A 2,983-nucleotide genomic window follows, 5' to 3' on the forward strand; every position below is an offset into this window, starting at 1 on the left:
TCTTACTAATTTCTTCCACTGCGTCTAGCCGTTTCTGTAGTGCTACTACCTACACTTGCTACCCAATTCCAGGGAATTTAAGCCCTGAACAAGGCACGAAAGGACATTTTCGCCGTCTGTTGTGGACTCAGTTTCAACTGCCGCGAATTTATAAAAAATTGCGAACGGATCTTCTGTTTTCTCCTGTTCCAGAAGCTCCCCTCTTCACCAATTGCCGCTATGTGGTAATGGTTCATGATTTGATTGGGTTACGGTTTCCCCAGGGTTTTTCACCCTTAACTACCTACCAACGCTACTATATCCCTCAAGTTCTTGCTCAAGCAGAACACATCATCTGTAACTCTCGGGCTACTGCTAGAGACCTTACTGACTTCTTCAAGATTCCAGCCGCAAAAATCACCCCGATCTTACTGGCTTACGATGCCAATCAATATTATTATCTGGATACAGTAGATGGTGGAAAAGATGGGGAAAACCGGGAAAATTGTCCCTATTTTCTCTACATCGGACGCCCAGACCCCCACAAAAACCTCCATCGGCTGATTGAGGCTTTCGCTGCTCTACCCAATTGCCAGGACTACCAACTCTGGATTGCTGGCGCAACGGATAAACGCTACACACCATTGCTGGAAGCCCAAGCGGAGGAACTGAATATATCCAGTCAGGTCAAATTCCTGGGATATGTTCCTCAGCACCAGTTACCGACCATGATTAGAAATGCGATCGCATTTGTATTCCCCAGTCTTTGGGAAGGCTTCGGTATCCCTGTATTAGAGGCAATGGCTTGCGGTACTCCTGTAATTACAGCCAATCTCTCCTCCTTACCCGAAGTAGCTGGAGATGCCGCTATATTAATCAATCCTTACAACCCTGAGGAAATCACAGCAGCCATGGCAGCAGTAGCAACCGATGCTCAAATGCGATCGCATCTTCGCCAATCAGGTCTTGCTAGAGCCAGTGAATTTAGTTGGCAAAAAACTGGGCAAGCTACGGTAGAGATTCTAAGTCATATAGTAAAGGGAATAGGGAATAGGGAATAGGGAACAGGGAATAGGGAACAGGGAATAGGGAACAGGGAATAGGGAACAGGGAATAGGGAACAGGGAATAGGGAACAGGGAACAGGGAATAGGTGAACTGGTTACAGGTTAACTGGTTATTAAACCTTGGCCAAAAGGCCACGCAATCGCGTTCAACCTCTTAAACCTTGGCCTTGGCCTTTGGCCACGCTACGCGAATGGCCACGCAATCGCGTTCAACCTTCAACCTGATCAACCTTAAACCTTCAACCTGATCAACATTCAACCTTCAACCTGATCAACCTTCAACCTGATCAACATTCAACCTGATCAACCTTCAACCTGATCAACCTTCAACCTCTTCAACCTTCATGGTTGCTTTACAAAAAACCTCTTAGATATAAAGATTTTGTGAAATCCTTTCGATTCGTGTCCTAATTACAGCAAAAATCTCACTAATGTAGTGAAGCCAAATCAAGACTGAAGCCCAATCAAAGTAACAAGTGGTGTGACATGAACAGATTTTCTATGTACACGATATCAACAGAAAGCCCAACCCAATCAAATCTACGCCGATTGGAACTATTGCTGGAGTATTGCCAACTGGCAGCGCGTCCAACTTTGTCTGTGTCAGACAGCAACCGTATGGCTGAGATCCTCGAACTAGCTGAAGCTGACGAAATCCTTACCCTGTTGATAGATAAAGCTGATCTAGTTATAGCCAAAAACTTTAGCTGGCTGAGTGACAATGATATTGATACCTATAAAAACCAAATCGCTAAGTTAGAAGAGTATTTAGAAATCTTTGTTTCCCAGAAATCACCTAAGACCAGTGAAACGCTACGTAATCAATTTGCTTGTTTCACTGGAAATTTTTAATAATCACCATTACATTTAGCTATCAGCGTGTCGCGTATCAGCTATCAGCTTATGGGCTACAGATGGTGCTACTTGAGGTGCTTTTGAATAAAATAAGCTGACGGCTAACGGCTGACGGCTGACAGCTGACGGCACCTCAAGTAGCGTGCGCGTAGCGCATATGCTTACTTCAGGATAAGCCATAGTCTTCGAGCATAGAGTTGTCGATATCAAAAAAATAGTCTCTCAAAACTTTCCTCATACGCTGATATCGTTTTCGCAAGGCTGTATTACTTGCCAAGTTCAGGCGTTCTTCAATTTGAATCCAGGACAATTCCTCCATCACTCGTAACACAAAAATATCAAAATCTAGAGGACTTACTAGTTGTCTAATATCTGACAGTATTTCCTTGACATATTCATCCGATAAATAATCGGAACCATCATTGGAGCTAATCTGGTATTCTATAGAGCTAAACTCACGTTCTTTTTTCCAATGCTTTCCTTTCTTGGCAAAATGCTCTCTAATCACATTTAAGCAGGTTGTTCTTAGCCAAGCTGATGGATTTTCAATATCTTGTCCAGATTCAATTTTGCTAACTCCGCGAATATAGCTTTCGATAAAGATGTCAAAGATATCAAATTTGTGTTCAAGGTTGAACTGCTTGAGTCGGAATTCAATAAATGCAAAAAGTCCAGATTTATCTCTTTGGTTTAAAAGAGAATTAACAGCGGCATCAAATTGTTTACGATTAGGGGACTTTGGAGGTTTTCTAGGTTGCATATAGTGTAGTTCCTCAGTAAAAATAAAAGCAGATAATGCCCCTGAATTTCAATTGTATTTGAGAAACTTTATGATCACTATTACTCACTTAGTGACGATTAAGTCTCGATTTGTGACATTGATAAGTAGGTAGGGGAAAATAAATTGATCAAGGGTATAACCATGAAACAATGAGGTTACGGAGCTGTGTTGCCAAATTGGCATAAAAAATCTTTCCATAGCGGTGTTTTAGTATGCCCCTACTTACATTTGTCCAAGAGTGACCCTAATGACTATAGCCCTTATGATCATCAAGTTTCTCAAATACAATTGAAATTCAGGGG

The 2,983-nt window shown here is 42.1% G+C and carries 5 protein-coding genes; 2 read left to right on the top strand and 3 right to left on the bottom strand.

Going from position 1 to position 2,983, the window contains the following annotated elements; all coding sequences use genetic code 11:
* Positions 1-8 precede the first annotated feature (8 nt).
* Positions 9-1,040 carry a glycosyltransferase family 4 protein gene (locus tag F6J94_RS32390; protein ID WP_367142311.1) on the top strand — a complete coding sequence of 344 codons (1,032 nt, stop codon included), beginning with the start codon at positions 9-11 and terminating at the stop codon, positions 1,038-1,040.
* On the opposite strand, the gene F6J94_RS32395 is transcribed toward F6J94_RS32390, so the two are convergent.
* Positions 1,002-1,181, bottom strand: coding sequence for a hypothetical protein (locus F6J94_RS32395; RefSeq protein ID WP_293047761.1), 180 nt, complete (start codon positions 1,179-1,181; stop codon positions 1,002-1,004). The two genes, F6J94_RS32390 and F6J94_RS32395, sit on opposite strands and share 39 nt — an antisense overlap.
* Positions 1,182-1,531: 350 nt before the next feature.
* Here F6J94_RS32395 and F6J94_RS32400 point away from each other — a divergent pair, with 350 nt between their 5' ends.
* Positions 1,532-1,897, top strand: coding sequence for a hypothetical protein (locus F6J94_RS32400; protein WP_293047765.1), 366 nt, complete (start codon positions 1,532-1,534; stop codon positions 1,895-1,897).
* Positions 1,898-1,912: 15 nt separating this feature from the next.
* Here the strand turns inward: F6J94_RS32400 and F6J94_RS32405 are convergent, their stop codons facing one another.
* The gene (locus F6J94_RS32405) at positions 1,913-2,080 is read right to left on the bottom strand and encodes a hypothetical protein (protein ID WP_293047769.1); all 168 of its coding nucleotides are present in this window, start codon (positions 2,078-2,080) and stop codon (positions 1,913-1,915) included.
* Positions 2,067-2,660, bottom strand: coding sequence for a sigma-70 family RNA polymerase sigma factor (locus F6J94_RS32410; protein ID WP_293047772.1), 594 nt, complete (start codon positions 2,658-2,660; stop codon positions 2,067-2,069). Before F6J94_RS32410 ends, F6J94_RS32405 begins: the two co-directional genes overlap by 14 nt.
* Between the last annotated feature and the right edge of the window lie 323 nt (positions 2,661-2,983).

The sequence above is a fragment of the Moorena sp. SIO1F2 genome, from assembly GCF_010672755.1.
Classification (GTDB): domain Bacteria; phylum Cyanobacteriota; class Cyanobacteriia; order Cyanobacteriales; family Coleofasciculaceae; genus Moorena.